Raw genomic sequence first — 16,992 nt, forward strand, 5'->3', positions numbered from 1 at the left:
AAAGTCCACAAGCCGGACGATAAAGATTCGCGCATGACTCGCCCGCGACGACTGCCCGGTGAGGCGCCCTAAACGCTTCAAGCTCGAGCGAGCTTTGTGGAAAAGCGGTTAAGAGACTTCACCATCAGAAAAGACTCTATGTGCAGGTTTCGCACATAGAGAGAACCCGGACAACGCTCCCCTTCGCTCCGAGAGCGCTCCACCCCGACCGGCGAGAAGTCTGCTGTCTCACTCAATCGCTGGCTCGGTCTGCGGTCTGGTTCGCATCACGACGGCGTTAAAGTAGGTGCGATCGGGGCGCCGATGAGAAATGGCGCCGCCAGTCGTCTGAGTACGGTCCGGTGAACGCGGGGCGCGCATCAAGGGAGAGCAACGAGATGAGACCACTCCGATACTCGATCAACGTCACGCTCGACGGCTGCTGCCATCACGAGGCAGGGCTCCCCGCGGACGAGGAGTCGATGCGCTACTGGACCGCTGAGATGGAGCGAGCCGATGCCCTGCTATTCGGCCGGGTGACCTACGAGATGATGGAGTCGGCGTGGCGTAAGCCGGCCACGGGCACGTGGCCTGACTGGATGGATGAGTTGCAGATCCCGTTCGCCGAGACCATCGACCGAGCGAAGAAGTACGTCGTGTCGAGCACGCTGGGCGGGGTCGATTGGAATGCCGAGCTTGTGCGAGGCGACTTGGGGCAAGCGGTTCAGCGGCTCAAGCAGGAGTCAGGCGAGGGCCTGTGGGTGGGTGGCGTGACGCTCCCCCTGGCGTTGGCAGATCTGGGACTGATCGACGAGTATGAGTTCCTTGTGCAGCCGGTCCTTGCCGGACACGGGCCGACGTTGCTCGCCGGTCTGCGCGAGCGCATCCAGCTCGAGCTCGTGGACCGCCATGAGTTCCGGTCGGGGGCGGTCGCCCTACGATACCGGCACACGCGAGTTGGGGCCCTGTAGTGGTCTAACCCCCGAGCGGGCGTCTTCAGAGTGAAAACGGATAACGCGTTTCCCCAGCAGGAAACACACCATGTGCGAAAACTGCGCGCTCACAGCCCTTTGAGCGGGCATTTGTCCGCGGTTGCATTGGATGCGATCACAACTGTGCAGGGGTTGCGATGGCCATCCCGATTGAGAACACTGACCGCGAAGCATCCGATCGAATCATTTGGCGCCTCTCGTCCTCTTGTCACGATCCTGCCCGCCCGGTGGACCGCTCGGTTGGCTCGAGCGCGGACGATACAGAAGCGATGCACGATACGCGCAGAACCCAACGTTTCGACGTGGGCCCCGCCGCTGTCCGCGAACATCCCAATATGAAAGTGTGTGCATGGTGGGACCATTCGTATTCGCGAGTAGGGGCTGGTTGTGAAACTGTATTCAGATTTTTCCGGGCGACGAACGATGCAGATCGTGGGTGACGTCGTGGCATTCGTGGTGCTTCTCGGCGGAATTGTGACGGCAGTCTCGATCCACAATGCGATCGCCGCATTCGCTGCGATCGGTCGGGATGTGGAGCAGTCAGGAACCGGGCTCGCGTCGACGATGAGCGACATCGGTGACAGCTTGGCTGCGATACCCCTGATCGGTGGGAGCATCCGGGCACCGTTCGACGCTGCCAGCGGCGCGAGTGGCACGCTCGCTGCCGCTGGCGACGCTTGGCAGCGGCACGTGCACACTCTTGCGGCTTTCGCCGGATGGACGGTTGTTGGTCTGGTCGTGTTGGTTTTGCTGTTCGGTTGGATCCGTCCCCGAATCACCGGCGCTGCTCGCCACGCCGCGGCGAAGCGACTCGCCGATTCCCCCACATCCATGGACTTGCTTGCCTTCCGGGCACTCGCCACCCAGTCACCGCGAGAGCTCGCCAGCGTGAACCCTGACGTCATCGGCGCCTGGCGTCGCGGCGACACGGACGTGATCAGGCGGCTCGCTGCCCTCGAGTTGCGAGCTTCGGGAGTTCGCCTCCCCGCGGCCGGCTGAGCGCCGCCCCGACCGCCGCGCGCGTTGAGCACCCCCCCGCTTTCGCCCAGAGCGCTTGCAGCTACTCCCGCCAACCAATACCGTCACGACCAGCGGGCAAACCACAACCGGAGGGCATTTCATGCTGGAGGAAGTCGCTAAGGGCGTTCTCGTTCACGAGAGCGAGTTCATCCAGAGCAATTCCGTTGTCGTGCAGGGCCCAGACGGTGTGTTGCTGATCGACCCCGGTATAACGGGCGACGAAATGGCGGCCCTCGCGAACGACCTTCACGAAATGGGCCAGCCCGTCGTGGCAGGCTTCTCGACGCATCCTGATTGGGACCACTTGCTCTGGCACGCGAACTTCGGCGACGCGCCCCGTTACGGTACAGCCCGCTGCGCGGCCTCTATCCAAGATCTGTTGTCGAACGCGGACTGGAAAGCCCGCATCGCCGTGGGGCTCCCGCCGGAGTACGCCGAGGAGATCCCGATGGATCTGCTCGGTCTCATTACCGGTCTGCCCGCCGAAGCTGCGCAGATTCCTTGGGATGGCCCCAAAGTCCGGATCATCGAGCATCAGGCCCATGCCCCAGGCCATGCGGCGCTGTTGATCGAGGAGCGCCGTGTCCTCGTCGCCGGCGACATGCTTTCTGACATCCTGATGCCGTTCCTCGACCTGGAGGCCGCGAATCCGATTGAGGACTACCTCGCCGCGTTGCGGCTGTTCGAGGGCGTGGCCGACGACGTTGATGCCGTCATCCCCGGTCACGGCTCAGTCGGCGGAGCTGAGCAGCTACGAGCACGAATCAAACAGGATCGCACGTACGTGCAGGACCTGCGAGACGGCGGTGTTCCCGACGTCCCGCGGGTCGGTCCATCGGCCACGTTGGATTGGCTGCCCGACGTGCATAGATGGCAACTCCAGCGGCTCGCCCAAAGAGAGCAGAACGCGACGCCCGAATAGCGGTCGCGGACTATCGCGTCCCAGAGGTGCACGTGGGGCTGGCCTAGCCTGGACACTCCTGCCCGGCCAGGCTTCGTGATCTGCACACAGAGCGATATTGGATATCGCTTGGGCGTCCCCTAAGCCAACTGCTTTCGTGTGCGTCAGCGCCAGAATTCGGTGAGCTGCTCGGCAAGTGCTCTGCCTCGGTCGTGACCGGCTCGAGCGGCGGGCGGACGCAGCGACAGATCCATCGCATTGGCGCCGAACATGTGCTCGGAGTTGCTATCCGGGAAGATCGTTGTCACCCTGCTGCCGCGTGCGCGTAGCTCGTCGACCTGTGTTGCGAGATGCATGCCCCAGTCCACCGGAGTCAGTGTTCGGCCGCCGAATGGTGACAGCACCAGCACCCGCTCGTATCCGGCTGCCAGATCGGCATTCTCGGCGTTGGATCGGTAGCCGCCATCGATGTATCGGTTGTCTCCGATCCTGTAGGGAAGGCCACTGGCACAGCTGGCGGCGACGGCGTCCGCCAGGTCGACTCCGCTGTGACGATCGAACACGACCGGTTCACCGGTGCGGGCATCGACCGCCGTGATGAGCACCGTTCGTTGCGGCCAGCGCTGACTGGGCAGCCGCGAGGCGACGGTGGCGCGCCACTGTGTTTGCCAGGAGCCGTCGGACGCCGCATCAATGTCGAGCGCCGCCGCGCCCACTCTCCGGCGCATGTCAGCCGCATCCTCAGCGGAGGCAATGATTTTGCCTATCCTCTCCAAGTGGTCCGCCACCGGTCTGATCGGAGCGCGTCCTCGGTCGGATCCGACCGGACCGGTCCGTTGCTGGGGGGCAGCAGCAAGGATGGCGGCAAGCAGCTCGGTCGGGGTCGCGCCAGCTATCTGGGCCGCGGCCGTCGAGCCGGCTGACGTCCCGATGGTCAGGTCGGCTGTGGTCACGTCGAGCCCGGCGTCGAACAGGCCGGCGAGGACGCCGATCAGCCACGCATTGCCTGTCGATCCGCCACCACCAAGGACCAACGCTGTACGGGAGTGGTGTTCCGAGACGTCGTGAGAGGTCTTCTCCGAGTTGAACTGAAGTGAATGATTCATAGTCGTAGCTTTCTGAGAGTGCGTGCAGCGCTCCCCGCGACGGCTACGTCAGTCGCGCGATCGTGAACTCGAAGGAGCGCCCAGAGTGGACAGTGTGTGCATCGGGCTCACCTCCTCGAATCGTGTCACGTTCGCCGAGAAGCTTACCCGGTTTAGGCTCGGCGCCAACCGGCGAGTCCTGGTCGCCCCGCCCAGGTCTCGGCAAGCGGCGAACTCGTCACCCTCGACGAACAGGACCGTGGGGCATGGGACTCGGCGCTGGTCGCCGAAGGTCATCGCCTGGTGCGCGAGCGTCTGGCCACCGGGATCGCTCCGGGTCGCTACCAGATCCTCGCAGCGATCAACGCCGTGCACACCTGAGCTCGCGACATACGCGACACCGACTGGTCACAGGTCGTCGCCCTCTACGACCAGCTGGTCAACCTCGACCCGTCACCGACCGTCGCGCTCAACCGAGCCATCGCGGTCGGCGAGCTTGACGGGCCGGAAGTGGCGTTGACGACCGTCGACCGACTTGAAGTCGATTTGGCCGGTTATCACGCCTACCATGCCACCCGCGCCGCCCTGCTGCGGCGGCTGGGTCGCAGCAAGGCATCGCGCGGGGCCTACGATAAGGCCATCGAACTGGCGGCCAACTCCGCCGAGGGCGCCTACCTGACACGCCGCCGCGACCAGCTCGGCTCTTGATCCGATGTCGCTCCCCTCGGATATGGTGCTCTTGATTCGGAGCAGAGAAGGGGCGTCGGTGTGGCGACGAAGGTAGATGGGTTCGATCGCCTGCTCGAACCGTTCCGTTCGGAATTGCTGGCGTACTGCTACCGGATGCTCGGCTCGTCTCACGACGCCGAGGACCTGGTCCAAGACACGTACCTGAGGGCGTGGCGGGCGCGGGAGCAATACGACGAGACTCGCAGTTCGTTGCGCACCTGGCTCTACCGAATCGCGTCGAACGCCTGCCTGACCGCCTTGGAGGTCCGCGGCCGCCGCCCGCTGCCATCGGGGCTCGTGGCCGCGTCGGACCCGCGCGGGCCGCTCGTGCCCGGAGAGCACGCCGCCTGGCTCCAGCCCCTGCCGGACTCCTTCCTGGAGGCGGACGATCCGGCCAGGACGGTGGTCGACCGCAGCAGCCTGCGATTGGCGTTCGTCGCCGCCCTGCAGCACCTGTCGGCGCGTCAGCGTGGTGCGCTGATCCTGCGTGACGTGCTCAGCTTCTCCGCGTCCGAGGCAGCGGAAATCCTCGGCACCACCGTCGTATCGGTGAACAGTTCTCTGCAGCGGGCGCGCACCCGTATGAAGGAAGTCGCAGTCCGGCAGGAACGTCTCAGCGAGCCGTCCGCTGCCGATCAGCGCGCGTGGGTCGATCGCTACATGAAGGCGTTCGAGCAGGCCGATGTCGAAGGTATCAAGCGGCTGCTCACCGAGGACGTGCTCATGGAGATGCCGCCGATGCTCAACTGGTTCGTCGGCCCTGACAACTACGGACTCTTCATGGAGTGGGTCTTCGAGAAGGCCGGAACGGACTGGCGCCTGAAGACGGTCGCGGCCAATGGCCAGCCCGGTTTCGCCGCCTATCGGCGCGTCGGTGGCGGATACGAGCTGCACACCCTTCAGATCTTCACCGTCACCGCCGAGGGCATCAGTCGGAATTCGGTGTTCCAGGATTCCGAGGTCTTCGCGTCTTTCGGTCTGGCGGCCGGACTCGACGCCCAAGGGCTTGTCAACGTCGGGTCTGGTGTTTAGCGCTTCTTTATCGCGGGCGCGATGAGTTCGGACCCCACCGCCGGTATGTATTGACGAGTTCGCCGGAATACCCCGGGCGAACCGATCGCAAAAGGAGAATCCGATGTCACACAATCGTGCAGAAGATGAGGCCGCCATCCAGGCCGTATTGGTTGCGTCCTATAGAGCGTGGGAGGCCGGCGACGCCGACGGCATGGTCGCCAACTACACTCCAGACGCGACCGCCATCATGACCGGCTCGCTCCGCGACAGCCGTGACGCGGTCCGCGAGTACATGGCCCTGGCCTTCGAGGGGCCGCTCAAGGGCAGCTCGACCTACAACAACCAGCGCAGCCTCCGCTTCGTCGGCACGGATGCCGCGATCGTCGTCAGCGAATCCGGCATCCTGTTTGCCGGTGAGACCGAGGTTCCAGACGCGGGTAAGGTGAACGCGACCTGGGTCTTCGAGAGGCGGAGAGGCCAGTGGCTGATCGCCGCGTATCACAACAGCCCGGTGCTGGCACCCGGGCAGTGAACCCTCCCTGTGACCGGCTGTGACTGCCGGTAGTGGCGCAGGGGTCTGACGTCCCTGGCCCCGATGCTCGAGCCTTGCCGTCGATCCGCGTGAAGCCCCTGGAGAAGTAGGCGTTGACAAGAGATCAACTTCATCGGGGCTTCACGTGGGCTCACTTCATGGTCCGGTCCCCGTCAGGGATGCCACGCATGTGGCGAGGAGTTGCCGAAGCCGCTCCTGATCTGCGGCGGCGAGCCTGGAGCTCATGCGATCCTCCACTTCGCTGACGGCGACACCGGCGGCGGCCAGCTGCTCGCGACCCAGCGTCGTCAACTCGTCCGGCAGCGCCCTTCCGGTCGCCGGCTGCTCGGGCCGGGACACGAGACCGTCTCGCTCCAGGGCCTGCAGCGCTCTACGATCGGGCCTAGCCGCGCGTGGCGCTCACCCCCGGTTGCTCTACGGCAGGGGTCGTGAGGATGACGAGTCGCTCGGTTGCGCGGGTCATCGCGACGTAGCGGTCCACGGCTCCTTCGATGCCGTCGCCGAACGTATCTGGGTCCACGAGCACGACCAGGTCGAACTCGAGTCCCTTTGACAGCTCGGGCGAGAGCGACCGGACGCGGGTGGTCGGCCGGAAGGTCGGATCGCCGATGACGCAGGCGATGCCATCGGCGTGTGCGGCCAGCCATGTTCCGAGGATCGAGTCCAGCTCCGATGTCGATCCGTGTACGACGGGGATGCCGCTGCTGCGGATGGAGGTCGGCACGTTGGCGTTCGGCAGGGCGGCCCGAATGACGGGCTCGGCTTCCGCCATGACCTCTTCCGGCGTCCGGTAGTTGATGCTCAACGAGGCCAGGTTGATGTGGTTGAGCCCGACCCGCTCGAGCCGTTCCTGCCACGACTCGCGGAACCCGTGTCTGGCCTGGGCGCGGTCCCCCACGATGGTGAAGCTCCGTGAAGGGCATCGGCGCAGCAGCATCCGCCACTCCGCATCTGTCAATTCCTGTGCTTCGTCGACGACGATGTGTGCGAACGGGCCGGCGAGCAGGTCCGGGTCGATGCTCGGCAGTGCGGCTTCGTCGACCAGGGCGTTCTGGAGGTCCTGCCCACGCAGCATCGACATCACGAGCATCTCGGAGTCGTCGGCCGCGATCAGGTCGCCGACGACGTCGGCCATGCGCTCGCGCTCGGTAGCGACGGCTGCCTCGTGCCGCCGCCTGCGGCGCGACTCCCCCGGGTCGCCGATCCACTGCCGTGCCGCGTCCAGGAAGGGCAGGTCGGATGCCGTCCAGGCGGCCCGGGCATCCCCGCGCTGCAGCGCTTGGATCTCATCAGGACCCAATCGGGGGGCACATATGCGCAGGTAGGCGGGTACCGACCACAGGTCTCCGACGACTCCGGCCGGGTCGAGCAGCGGCCACGCCTTCGCAAAGGCGCTGGTGAGCTCATCGTTCTGCACCAACGACCGGCGGATCAGTTGAGGAGGCACCTCCTCGTCGTCGAACCGGTCGATCAGGATTTCGAGGAGCGCCTCCCACACCTGATCGCGCGCCTCGTTGTGCGGAGTGCCCGGATCTGCCGAGTCAAAGGCCTCGGCCCAGTCCTCGGCGCTCAGCCAGATGTCGGACCACTCGGTCATGACCGTCGTCCCCTCGAGGGGCGGCTTCTCGTAGAACCTGACGGCTGCCTCAACCACCTCCAGCAGGTTGGATGACGACTTCAGGCGGGCCACGTTCGGGTCGGTCTCGATCGCTGCTGAGGCTCCCTCGGGAACGAGGTCCCTCAAGGTGCACGTCTCCACGCCCTCCTCGCCGAGGCCGGGGAGCACTTCGGCGACGTAGTCCAGATATGGCTGGTGCGGGCCGACGAAGAGTACGCCGCCCCTGCGGTGACCGAGGCGGGGGTCGGAGTACAGGAGATAGGCCGTGCGGTGCAGGGCCACGACGGTCTTGCCCGTGCCGGGACCGCCGTCGACCACGAGCGCGCCGCGGGATCCCGCGCGGACAATGGCGTCCTGGTCGGCCTGGATGGTGCCGAGCACGTCTCGCATCCGGGGCGAGCGGCTGCTGCCGAGGGTGGCGATGAAGGCGGATTGATCGTCGAGGGCGGCATGCCCTTCGAGGCCGTCCGGGGTGAAGACCTCGTCCCAATAGTCGCTGATCCGGCCGCCGGCCCAGCGATATCTCCGGCGGCTCACGAGACCCATCGGGTTGGCGTGGGTCGCTCCGAAGAACGGCTCAGCCAAAGGAGAACGCCAGTCGACCAGGAGCCGACGACCCGCGTCGTCTGTGAGACCGAGTCGACCGATGTACACCGGCTCGGGGTGGTCTTCCCGGATGACGCGGCCGAGGCAGAGGTCCAGACCGAAGCGGCGCAGGGTACGCAGGCGAGCGGTCAGCCGGTGGATTTCCATGTCCCGATCCATCGCCTCCTGCCCCACGCCTCCGGGCGCCTTGCGCTCCGCAACGAGGCGATCGGACAGGTCGGCGATCGATTGCTCGAGACTCTCCGCGATGGCCGCGAAGTGCTGGTCGTCGCCGGCGATCAGCGACGGGTCGGCCTTCGCGGCGAGACGTTCGGGAAGTTCGAATGCGCTGGTAATCAGGGTCACGGTCGATGATTCTGGGGCACGACCGGGGTCTTGCCGCAAGCCCCCCTCCGCGCGATACGATGAAAATGGAAGGAAGTCGAACCTTCCTTTTCCGGCGGATGTCTGCGATCAGTGAGTTGCGGTGGGTTCGGGTGCGACCGCTACGGCCACGGGCTTCAGGAAGCTGGTAGCCCAAGCGGCGGTGATGGCGATTGCGGCGATGATGGCGCCGGTGACGACGGCAGCGGGAACTCCGCCGCCGTCGATCGCCGCCCCGCCGGCGAATGAGCCGAACGCGATGCCGGCGTTGACCGCGGACGCGGGCAGCGACGACGCGAGCGGCGCGCCGGGGCCGGCGAGGCTGACCACCCGGTGCTGCGTCGACGGCGCCAGCCCCATTCCGAAGAGCCCCATGCCGAGGATCGCGAGGCCCACGACGAGCGCGTTCCCGCCGAAGAGGGGCAGCGCGAGCAGGGATGCCGTCACGCCGATCGTGCCGATGATCAATGAACGTGAGGCGTTGGAGTCGGCGAAGCGGCCGCCGCCGAAGGATCCGATCGTGGTTGCGACGCCGTAGGTGAGCAGGAATGCCGTCACCCCGGGACCGGAGACGCCGGTGACTCGACGGCGCCGTGCATGCACTTTCGGACGTGCGCAATCACCCCTGCGCTGCGAGTGCCTTCAGTGCCTCCTGGACGGGCGCGAACGTGACCCGGTCGAGCACCAGCTCGATCTCGGTGATCCGGCCGCCTCGAACGGTGACGAGTTCGACGCAGACCACAGCGCCGGCGGGAGTGTCGGTCACGAAGTCGTACACGACGCATGCCCGCTCACCTGCGGCGAAGATCTCGCGAATGTCGTTGCGGATGAGCACCGGCAGCAGACGTCGGATCGCCTCGATCCACTCCTGCTTCCCGAGTCGCGTGCCGGAGAATGTCGCAACCATCTGCTCGTCGAGGATCGTCTCGAGCGGCGCGAGATCGCGTCCGCCGACGGCGTCGATGTAGGCGCGGGCAGCCGCCTCCGGGTTCATTTCGCTCATGATCTGGACTCCGTTTCGATTGTCGCCGCCCACGCTAGCGACAAGTGGCGATATGTACAAGTGTTCATTTGTGGTTGAATGGTCACATGCATCAGTTGGCAGTTGACGCCGCCGATGGCGGGCTCGACCAATCGTTGAGGGCGTTGGCCGATGGCAACCGTCGAGCCATCCTCGGCGTGATCCGCACGTCTGCGAAGTCCGTAGGCGAAGTGGCCGATGACGTAGGACTCTCCCAGCAGGCGACCTCGCATCATCTCAGGGTGCTGCGCACCGCCGGACTCGTGACCGAGTCGCGGGCGGGCGCGAGGCACTTGTTCGTGGTGAACGATGACGGGTTCGCCGCTGTGCGCTCGTACCTCGACGAGTTCTGGCCAGAGAAGCTGGCAGCGCTCCGCACCGCGGTCGAATCTCGCGGGAGCCTGGCCGATGGCTGAGTTCAGCACCTCCATCGACATCCATGCCACTCCCGAGGTCGTCTTCGATTACCTGGTGACTCCGGCTGGAATGACCGCTTGGATGGGTGAGACTGCGACGCTCGAGCCGAGCGTCGGCGGCACGTTCTCGGTCGACATCGCCGGGTCGCCGATTCGTGGCCAGTACCTCGAGGTGGTTCGCCCGCACCGTGTGGTGGTCTCATGGGGCGTGGCCGGAAGCGACGAGCTCCCCAGCGGAGCGTCCCGAGTGAGCTTCACCCTCACCCCGATTGGCGAAGGCACTCGCGTCGAGCTGTTGCACTCAGATCTTCCCGACGTGCACGTGGAAGGGCATGTCGATGGCTGGCAGCACTTCCTGCCTCGCCTCGCCTCGGCCGCTCAGGGTCAGCCGCCAGCGGCGGATGGCTGGATCCCCCTGCCCCAGCGCGACGGTTCGACACGCTGACCAGCCGCCATCGCGCCCCCGGCGACTCGCGCCTCAGCGCGCTTCGCCGCGCTCTTCGTACCGCTCGAGGCGGCGTCCGGTCGCCGGCATGCCGAGCTCGTTGAGCGGTCGTGCGGTATCGCGCTCGGGAATCCGCTCATCGGTGGGGCACATCATCACGGTGTTGGGCGTTGAGTGATCGAAGGAGTGCTCGAACATCGCGTGTCCGCACAACGGACATAGTGCCTCATCAAGCGAACGCTGCTCTGGTTCGCTCGCAGTGATCGGTGGCGGACCGAACATCGGGAAGAGCGCTCGATCCACCCTCTCGAAGAAGTGCGTGAACGCGTTACCCTCTTGGCCGCTCGCCGTCTCGCGTGCCATGGCACGATGCTACGCCCGTACTGCGCGTTCCCGCCAGAGGCGACTGTCGGCATCTAAGCTTGCCGGCATGGAAGCGGATGCCTCGTCACGGCCGGTCACGATCATCACGGGAGCGAGCCGCGGCATCGGTGCGGCGATCGCCGAACGACTCGCCGCCGACGGACACGATCTCCTGTTGACCTTCCGGGACAGAGTGGCGGATGCCGAAGCCGTGGCACGCCGGTGCGAGGCATCCGGTGCCCGGGTGCTCGTCCTCCAGGTCGACCTCGCCGACCTTGACGCGGCTGCGACGATCGTGCCGACCGCGATCGCCGAGTTCGGAACGGTCACCGGCCTTGTCAACAACGCCGGAATCACCGGGCGGATCGGCGGATTCCTCGACGCCTCCATCGAGGAGTCCGAGCTCCTGTTCCGGGTGAACGTGCTCGCGCCGATCGTGCTCACGCGCGCTGCGATCGCACACATGGCGACCGATCGCGGCGGCGCCGGCGGCTCGATCGTGAACATCTCCTCGGGCGCAGCAACGACCGGTTCGCCGAATACCTACATCCCCTACTCGATGAGCAAGGCCGCGCTCAACGCGCTCACGACGGGCACGTCGAAGGAGTTCGGGCCGGTCGGCGTGCGGGTGAACACCGTCTCGCCCGGCACCACTCGCACCGAGATCCATGCGGCCGCGGGCCGCCCCAATGCGCCCGACGAACGAGCCCCGCGCATTCCGATGCGCCGACCCGGCGAGCCGCACGAGATCGCGGGAGCCGTCGCGTACCTCTTCTCCGCCGACGCCGCCTACACGTCGGGCGCCGACATCCGCGTGGCCGGCGGCAACTAGCGGGGAACGCCCGTCAGGCCTCGCCGAAGCCCGATTCTGCGAGCTCGGCGATGGCTTCGACCGCGACGCGTCCGTCGGGATCGGCACTCGCGATCTCGACCGTCGCTCCCTTCGTCAATCCGAGTGACATGATGCCGAGCAGGCTCTTCGCATCGGTGCCGTTCACCGTGACCTTCTGCGCGAACCCGCTCGCGAGTTTGACGAGCTCTGCGGCGGGCCGCGCGTGCAGGCCGTCGGCGTTCACGAGCGTGATCGAGCGGGAGTAACCGGATGCCGCCGAGCCGCCGGAGCCCGCGGCATCCGTGCCGACCGTGGCATCAGCGGCCGCCCCGACCGGTTCCGCTCCCCCACGAGCGGATTCCGCCGCCGCGACGACCGCATCGAGCCCGTCGCCCGACTCAGCGGCCACGGCGGCAGCGACGCCGCCTTCGACGAGTGGAGCGTCGATGATGCGAACTCGCTCCCGCACCTCGTCGTCGAGGAAGTCGAGGGCCGTCTCCGCGGTCAGGATCGCAGAGCCGAGGTCGCAGAGCACGGCCACGCCCTCCCCCGCGTCAGCGTCGGTGATCGCCGCCGACACGAGGTCGAAGCTCGTGCCGATCCGGCCGTCGTCGGTGCCCCCTGCGGCGGTGAGCGTCGCCGTCGGCGCCATCTGCCGGGCGAGATCGACGAGGCCCGCGGCGATCTGCTGTGAGTGCGACACGAAGACGACGCCGACCTTCCCGGCCGTCGCCACGTCAGGCACCTGCCGACGCCGCCGCCGCGTCGGCCGCCGCCTGTAGGAGGAGCGCGCTCGATTCGGCCCCCGGGTCGCGGTGTCCGGCGGAGCGCTCGCCGAGATAGCTTGCACGACCCTTGCGCGCAACGAGCGGTTCCGTCGCCGCTGCACCCTCCCACGCGGCACTCGCCGCCGCCTCGAGGGCGCCGAGGGCATCCGCTCCGTCCGCTGCGGCGGCCGTGGCGGCGTCGACGGCGGGCGTCCATGCATCGACCATCGTCTTGTCACCGGGTTCGGCCTTGCCTCGCAAGACGATTCCGTCGCGTGCCGCGGTGAGGATGCCCGCGATCGCCTCCCCGTCGAGCGAGACCGAATCGCCCGCCGCGACCGCGGCCTTCAGGTACGCGGTGCCGTAGAGCGGCCCCGCCGCACCGCCGACCGTCGAGATGAGCGTCGTCGCGACGAGCTTGAGCACGTCGCCGGGGGTCGATCCGGCATGCAGGTCGTCGAGTTTCGGCAGCACGGCCTGGAAGCCGCGGTCCATGTTCTCGCCGTGGTCTCCGTCGCCGATCTCGCGATCCAGCGTGATCAGCTCGATCCGATGATCCGATACGACCTGCGCGCTCCGCCTGACCCAGTCCACCGCCCAGGTGATATCCAATCCCACCGACGTGCCCCCTTCTATCGTCCCCACCGGAGTGCAGCAGTCTGCACCGGTGCATCCCACAATTCGACCATCTCGTCGTCGAGTTTCAGCAACGTGATCGACATTCCCTGCATCTCGAGCGACGTGATGTAGTTCCCGACCAGCGAACGGGCGATCTCGATGCCTCGTTCGCCGAGCACTTCGGCGGCGCGACGATAGGCGATGTAGAGCTCGACGAGGGGCGAGCCGCCCATGCCGTTCACGAACAGCAGCACGCGGTCGCCGGACTCGAATGGGAGGTCCTCGAGGATCGGTGCGAGCAAGCGGTCGACGAGCCCGTCGGCGGGTTCGAGCTTGATCCGCTCGCGGCCCGGTTCGCCGTGGATGCCGATGCCGATCTCGATCTCGTCTTCAGCGAGCGTGAAGCTCTCCTCCCCGGCGTGCGGCACGATGCACGGGGTGAGCGCGAGGCCCATTGATCGCGCGTTGGCGTTGACGCGCTCGGCGACCTCGGCGACCTCATCGAGCGAATCGCCGCGCTCGGCGGCCGCGCCCGCGATCTTCTCGACGAGCACCGTGCCGCCGACGCCGCGTCGTCCGGCGGTGTAGAGCGAGTCCTTCACCGCGACGTCGTCGTTGGTCACCACCGCGCGCACGTCGATGCCGTCGACGGATGCCAGGTCTGCGGCGGTCTCGAAGTTCAAGACGTCGCCCGTGTAGTTCTTGACGATGTGCAGCACGCCTGCCCCGCCGTCGACGGCCTTCGTGGCGGCGAGGATCGGGTCGGGAGTGGGCGACGTGAAGACGGCGCCGGGGACGGCGGCATCCAGCATCCCGAAACCGACGAAACCCGCGTGGAGCGGCTCGTGACCGCTGCCCCCGCCGCTGACGATGCCGACTTTGCCGGCGATGGGCGCGTCGGCACGCACCACGTGGATCGGATCCGTCTCGACCCGCACGAGATCGGCGTGGGCGGCAGCGAATCCTGCAACGGACTCCTCGACGACACGCTTCGGATCGTTGATGATCTTCTTCACGGACATCCCTTCCCTCGGCTGCCGGACGCCGTGCGACCGTGCATCGACGCCGACGCAGTACTTCCGGCAAACCTACGCCCGCGGAGAGCCCGGCCGTAAGAGGCACGGGTGAAATCCGGCGCGCCCTTTCCGGGGGACGCTCCGTCTGAGTATCGTGGGCTCTGTTCCGCCCCTGGGCGAAGCCCATCGGGCTCGGCGAAAAGGATGGAAGGTCAGCGTGGACAGTCTTGGAGTGTTGTTCCTCAGCGAGCTCATCGGAACCGCGATGCTCGTGCTTCTCGGTTGTGGTGTGGTCGCGAATGTGGCGCTCGTCAAGAACAAGGGCTTCGGCGGCGGATTCCTGATGGTGAACTTCGGCTGGGGCCTTGCGGTCTTCGCCGGTGTCACCGTCGCCTTGGCCTCCGGTGCCCACATCAACCCCGCGGTCACGCTCGGGCTGGTGGCCAACGGCGCCACCGAGTTCGGCAATCCCGCCTTCGGCACCGTCCCCGTCAACTTCCTCTCTGTGATCGCCTACATCGGGGCGCAGCTCATCGGTGCGATCCTCGGTGCCGCCGCCTGCTGGCTCGCGTACAAGCAGCACTTCGACGAGGAACCCGAGCCGGCCGCGAAGCTCGGCGTGTTCTCGACCGGTCCGGCGATCCGCTCGTACGCATGGAACCTCGTCACCGAGATCATCGGCACGTTCGTGCTCGTGTTCGTGGTGATCGGCTTCGGGCGCCAGGGTGACGCCTCCGGCCTCGCCGCGCTCGGCGCGCTACCGGTGGCCCTCCTCGTCGTCGGCATCGGCGCCTCCCTCGGTGGTCCGACGGGCTACGCCATCAACCCGGCACGCGACCTCGGTCCCCGCATCGCGCACGCGATCCTCCCCATCAAGGGCAAGGGCGCCAGCGACTGGTCGTACTCCTGGGTGCCGGTGGTCGGACCGATCATCGGCGGACTCATCGCCGGCTGGGCGGCGTACCCCCTGCTCCCCCTCATCGGCTGAGCACTCGGAGGGCACAGGGCCGACTTCGGCCCACTTTCGAACACTTCTGTGGAATCAGGTGTCGGCTCCGGCCGGCGGAAAGATTGAGAGAACTGCATGGCCGACTACATCCTGGCGATCGATCAGGGCACGACGAGCACACGCGCGATCATCTTCGACAAGTCGGGATCGATCGTCGCCAGTGGGCAACTGGAGCACGAGCAGATCTTCCCGCGGGCGGGCTGGGTCGAGCACGACCCCGCCGAGATCTGGCGCAACACCCGTGAGGTGATCGGCCAGGCCCTCGGCAAGGCCGACCTCACCCGTCACGACATCGCCGCGGTGGGCATCACGAACCAGCGCGAGACCGCGGTGGTCTGGGACCGCACCACGGGCGACCCCGTATACAACGCGATCGTGTGGCAGGACACCCGCACACAGCCGATCGTCGACCGGCTCGCGGCCGACGGCGGCGTCGAGCGCTTCAAGCAACAAGTGGGGCTGCCGCTCGCCACCTACTTCTCGGGCACCAAGATCGTGTGGATCCTCGAGAACGTCGAGGGTGCGCGTGCGAAGGCCGAGGCCGGCGACCTGATGTTCGGCACGACCGACACGTGGGTGCTCTGGAACCTCACCGGCGGGGTCGACGGGGGCGTGCACGCGACGGATGTCACGAACGCGAGCCGCACGATGTTCATGGACCTCGACACGCTCGCGTGGGATGACGACATCCTCGCCGCGTTCGACGTGCCGAAGTCGATGCTGCCCGAGATCCGCTCGTCGTCCGAGGTCTATGGAACGGTGGAGTCCTCGAGCCTCCTGCGGGAGGTGCCCGTCGCGGGCATTCTCGGCGACCAGCAGGCCGCCACGTTCGGCCAGGCCGCGTTCGACACCGGTGAGGCGAAGAACACCTACGGCACGGGCAACTTCCTGATCTTCAACACGGGCGAGGAGATCGTCCACTCGACGAACGGACTGCTCACGACCCTCGGCTACAAGCTCGGCGACGACGCCCCGCACTACGCACTCGAGGGATCGATCGCGGTGACCGGTTCGCTCATCCAGTGGCTGCGCGACAACATCGGGCTCGTCTCGAGCGCGGCGGAGATCGAGGACCTCGCGAAGACCGTCGACGACAACGGCGGCGCGTATTTCGTGCCGGCGTTCTCGGGGCTCTTCGCGCCGTACTGGCGACCCGACGCCCGGGGCGCTCTCGTGGGCCTCACGCGCTTCGTGAACAAGGGGCACATCGCCCGCGCCGCGCTCGAGGCGACGGCGTTCCAGACCCGCGAAGTGCTCGACGCCGTGAATGCCGACGCCGGCGTCGACCTCACCGAGCTCAAGGTCGACGGCGGCATGATCGCGAACAACACGCTCATGCAGTTCCAGGCCGACATCCTCGGCGTGCCGGTCATCCGACCCGTCGTCGCCGAGACGACGGCGCTCGGTGCGGCGTACGCAGCCGGCCTCGCGGTCGGCTTCTGGGCCGACCTCGACGAGCTTCGCGCCAACTGGCAGGAGGACTCCCGCTGGGAACCGAAGATGGAGCCCGCCGAGCGCGACCGGCAGTTGCGGCTCTGGCGCAAGGCGGTCTCGAAGACGTTCGACTGGGTCGACCAAGACGTCAACTGAGCCGACCCGAACCACGATGAAAGGCCCCGCGGATGCTTGGGTTCTAGGGGTCGTT

General features: G+C 66.8%; 19 protein-coding genes and 1 pseudogene. 12 read left to right on the forward strand and 8 right to left on the reverse strand.

Annotated elements, in window-relative coordinates; all coding sequences use genetic code 11:
- Positions 1–377 precede the first annotated feature (377 nt).
- The 3 genes from J7E25_RS13210 (at position 378) to J7E25_RS13220 (ending at position 2,913) form a co-directional block, all read left to right on the forward strand.
- Positions 378–950, forward strand: coding sequence for a dihydrofolate reductase family protein (locus J7E25_RS13210; protein ID WP_214870564.1), 573 nt, complete (start codon positions 378–380; stop codon positions 948–950).
- A 408-nt stretch (positions 951–1,358) separates the two neighbouring features.
- Positions 1,359–1,970: a hypothetical protein gene (locus J7E25_RS13215; RefSeq protein WP_214870565.1), complete on the forward strand. Its 612-nt coding sequence runs from the start codon at positions 1,359–1,361 to the stop codon at positions 1,968–1,970.
- 121 nt (positions 1,971–2,091) lie between these two features.
- Positions 2,092–2,913 (forward strand): MBL fold metallo-hydrolase, encoded by an 822-nt coding sequence (locus tag J7E25_RS13220; protein ID WP_214870566.1) that lies wholly within the window; start codon positions 2,092–2,094, stop codon positions 2,911–2,913.
- A gap of 143 nt (positions 2,914–3,056) precedes the next feature.
- Here J7E25_RS13220 and J7E25_RS13225 read toward each other — a convergent pair whose 3' ends face one another.
- The gene (locus tag J7E25_RS13225; RefSeq protein WP_214870567.1) at positions 3,057–3,998 is read right to left on the reverse strand and encodes a patatin-like phospholipase family protein; all 942 of its coding nucleotides are present in this window, start codon (positions 3,996–3,998) and stop codon (positions 3,057–3,059) included.
- A gap of 195 nt (positions 3,999–4,193) precedes the next feature.
- Here J7E25_RS13225 and J7E25_RS18370 point away from each other — a divergent pair.
- The 4 genes and pseudogenes from J7E25_RS18370 to J7E25_RS13240 form a co-directional block, all read left to right on the forward strand.
- Positions 4,194–4,358: pseudogene (locus J7E25_RS18370) on the forward strand (DUF6596 domain-containing protein); the annotation flags it as partial.
- A gap of 135 nt (positions 4,359–4,493) precedes the next feature.
- The gene (locus J7E25_RS17945; protein ID WP_251039011.1) at positions 4,494–4,685 is read left to right on the forward strand and encodes a hypothetical protein; all 192 of its coding nucleotides are present in this window, start codon (positions 4,494–4,496) and stop codon (positions 4,683–4,685) included.
- Positions 4,686–4,745: 60 nt separating this feature from the next.
- On the forward strand, positions 4,746–5,738 hold the full coding sequence (locus tag J7E25_RS13235; protein WP_214870568.1) for a sigma-70 family RNA polymerase sigma factor: 993 nt from the start codon (positions 4,746–4,748) through the stop codon (positions 5,736–5,738).
- A gap of 103 nt (positions 5,739–5,841) precedes the next feature.
- Positions 5,842–6,252 (forward strand): SgcJ/EcaC family oxidoreductase, encoded by a 411-nt coding sequence (locus J7E25_RS13240; protein WP_214870569.1) that lies wholly within the window; start codon positions 5,842–5,844, stop codon positions 6,250–6,252.
- Positions 6,253–6,655: 403 nt separating this feature from the next.
- Here J7E25_RS13240 and helR read toward each other — a convergent pair whose 3' ends face one another.
- The 3 genes from helR to J7E25_RS13255 all read right to left on the reverse strand — a co-directional run bounded on the left by helR (position 6,656) and on the right by J7E25_RS13255 (position 9,863).
- Positions 6,656–8,842, reverse strand: a complete 2,187-nt coding sequence (gene helR, locus J7E25_RS13245; protein WP_214870570.1) for an RNA polymerase recycling motor ATPase HelR — start codon at positions 8,840–8,842, stop codon at positions 6,656–6,658.
- Between the two features lie 108 nt (positions 8,843–8,950).
- A complete protein-coding gene (locus J7E25_RS13250) occupies positions 8,951–9,418 on the reverse strand; it encodes a hypothetical protein (RefSeq protein ID WP_214870571.1) in 468 nt (155 codons plus the stop codon).
- 61 nt (positions 9,419–9,479) lie between these two features.
- Positions 9,480–9,863 (reverse strand): nuclear transport factor 2 family protein, encoded by a 384-nt coding sequence (locus tag J7E25_RS13255; protein WP_214870572.1) that lies wholly within the window; start codon positions 9,861–9,863, stop codon positions 9,480–9,482.
- Positions 9,864–9,949: 86 nt separating this feature from the next.
- Here J7E25_RS13255 and J7E25_RS13260 point away from each other — a divergent pair, with 86 nt between their 5' ends.
- Together J7E25_RS13260 and J7E25_RS13265 are read left to right on the forward strand one after the other, a co-directional pair.
- Positions 9,950–10,297: a helix-turn-helix transcriptional regulator gene (locus tag J7E25_RS13260; protein ID WP_215009390.1), complete on the forward strand. Its 348-nt coding sequence runs from the start codon at positions 9,950–9,952 to the stop codon at positions 10,295–10,297.
- Entirely contained in the window at positions 10,290–10,742 is a 453-nt protein-coding gene (locus J7E25_RS13265) for an SRPBCC domain-containing protein (protein ID WP_214870573.1), read from the forward strand. The genes J7E25_RS13260 and J7E25_RS13265 overlap by 8 nt, the downstream gene beginning before the upstream one ends.
- 33 nt (positions 10,743–10,775) lie before the next feature.
- Here J7E25_RS13265 and J7E25_RS13270 read toward each other — a convergent pair whose 3' ends face one another.
- Positions 10,776–10,940 (reverse strand): hypothetical protein, encoded by a 165-nt coding sequence (locus J7E25_RS13270; RefSeq protein WP_214870574.1) that lies wholly within the window; start codon positions 10,938–10,940, stop codon positions 10,776–10,778.
- A gap of 232 nt (positions 10,941–11,172) precedes the next feature.
- On the opposite strand from J7E25_RS13270, the gene J7E25_RS13275 reads away from it, so the two are divergent.
- Positions 11,173–11,937: an SDR family NAD(P)-dependent oxidoreductase gene (locus J7E25_RS13275; RefSeq protein WP_214870575.1), complete on the forward strand. Its 765-nt coding sequence runs from the start codon at positions 11,173–11,175 to the stop codon at positions 11,935–11,937.
- Between the two features lie 13 nt (positions 11,938–11,950).
- On the opposite strand, the gene dhaM is transcribed toward J7E25_RS13275, so the two are convergent.
- From dhaM to dhaK, 3 genes are read right to left on the reverse strand one after another with little or no spacing between them, the layout of a single operon-like run.
- Positions 11,951–12,673, reverse strand: coding sequence for a dihydroxyacetone kinase phosphoryl donor subunit DhaM (gene dhaM, locus J7E25_RS18225; protein ID WP_215009393.1), 723 nt, complete (start codon positions 12,671–12,673; stop codon positions 11,951–11,953).
- Position 12,674: 1 nt separating this feature from the next.
- Positions 12,675–13,322 (reverse strand): dihydroxyacetone kinase subunit DhaL, encoded by a 648-nt coding sequence (gene dhaL, locus J7E25_RS13285; RefSeq protein ID WP_214870576.1) that lies wholly within the window; start codon positions 13,320–13,322, stop codon positions 12,675–12,677.
- A 14-nt stretch (positions 13,323–13,336) separates the two neighbouring features.
- Positions 13,337–14,338 (reverse strand): dihydroxyacetone kinase subunit DhaK, encoded by a 1,002-nt coding sequence (gene dhaK, locus J7E25_RS13290; RefSeq protein ID WP_214870577.1) that lies wholly within the window; start codon positions 14,336–14,338, stop codon positions 13,337–13,339.
- 265 nt (positions 14,339–14,603) lie between these two features.
- Between dhaK and J7E25_RS13295 the strand changes: the two genes are divergently transcribed.
- Both J7E25_RS13295 and glpK read left to right on the forward strand, forming a co-directional pair.
- Positions 14,604–15,326, forward strand: a complete 723-nt coding sequence (locus tag J7E25_RS13295) for an MIP/aquaporin family protein (protein ID WP_215009515.1) — start codon at positions 14,604–14,606, stop codon at positions 15,324–15,326.
- A 96-nt stretch (positions 15,327–15,422) separates the two neighbouring features.
- Positions 15,423–16,937, forward strand: a complete 1,515-nt coding sequence (gene glpK, locus J7E25_RS13300; RefSeq protein ID WP_214870579.1) for a glycerol kinase GlpK — start codon at positions 15,423–15,425, stop codon at positions 16,935–16,937.
- Positions 16,938–16,992 lie beyond the last annotated feature (55 nt).

It is taken from the genome of Agromyces sp. ISL-38, from assembly GCF_018613935.1.
GTDB lineage: Bacteria > Actinomycetota > Actinomycetes > Actinomycetales > Microbacteriaceae > Agromyces.